The sequence below is a fragment of the Dysosmobacter segnis genome (assembly GCF_014297285.1).
Classification (GTDB): Bacteria; Bacillota; Clostridia; order Oscillospirales; family Oscillospiraceae; genus Oscillibacter; species Oscillibacter segnis.
Map to the genome: position 1 here is coordinate 1 of NZ_JACOQI010000095.1, position 1,069 is coordinate 1,069.

The window sequence follows — 1,069 nt, forward strand, 5'->3', positions numbered from 1 at the left end:
ATAAAAAAGCCGATAACACATAGGTTTTTTGACCTAATGCGTTATCGGCTCTGCGTCTATGCGTCTGGCACTTTTAATCATTTTTTTTTGAATTTATTATATGTGTTAGCTAACTGTCCACAAGCCGCGTTAATCTCTCTGCCATGAGAAACTCTCATAGTAACTTCAAGTCCTGCTTGCTCTAATTGATGTTTGAATGCAACTATTTCCCGTTTCTGTGGTGCTTTAATTCTTGAATTGCTTGTTGGGTTGTATTGTAACACGTTAATCATAACTTTTTTGCCCCGAAACCATTTTGCAAGTTGTCTTACATCTGAGGGCCGGTCATTTATACCCGGTAAAAGCAAATACGCAAAGACAATTTTGCGATTATGCCTTTCAGAATAGGATAAGGCTTGCTTAACAACATCTTCAATAGCATATATGCGCATGTGAGGAATAATACGATTTCTTGCAGATTGTGTTGCTGCGTGTAAAGATATTGTCAACTGAATTTTAAGATGTTCCTCGCGCAATTTTTTTAATTGATCGACCGGACCAACTGTTGATATGGTAATGCCGTCGGTTGGAAAGTTGAGCCCATATCTATCTCGGAGAATATGGATTGCTTTTATCAAGTTGTCATAATTGAATAAAGGCTCTCCCATACCCATAAAAACGATACGGTTTACTTTTCGACGCAACAATATAATCTGTTGTACGATTTCTGACGATGTTAGATTACGAACAAAGCCATTTCGCCCGGACTCACAAAAAATACAACCAACAGGACAACCGACTTGTGTGCTCACGCAAACAGTTCCACCATCTCGCCGCTTGATAAAAACCGTTTCAATGTATTTGTTGTCTTTCAGTTCGTAAACATACTTTTCAGTATCACTGCTTTTGCAAATATTTTTTACCAACATTGATAGATTTTTTTTGCGTGGTAATTGCTTATATAATTCTTCATATAAGGCTTTTGCTTCATTCTCGCCAATAACTTCCGACATTTCTTTGTAAGTAAATCCGTATGGATCATTCCGTACTTCCGCAGGCGTATATTTAGGTAAACGTTTCATTTTTATAT

At 37.2% G+C, this 1,069-nt stretch carries 1 protein-coding gene; it reads right to left on the minus strand.

What is annotated here, in order from left to right:
- Positions 1-77: 77 nt before the first annotated feature.
- Positions 78-1,069: 23S rRNA (adenine(2503)-C(2))-methyltransferase RlmN (gene rlmN / locus H8Z83_RS19185; protein WP_436231660.1), on the minus strand; the 992-nt coding region annotated here is incomplete at its 5' end.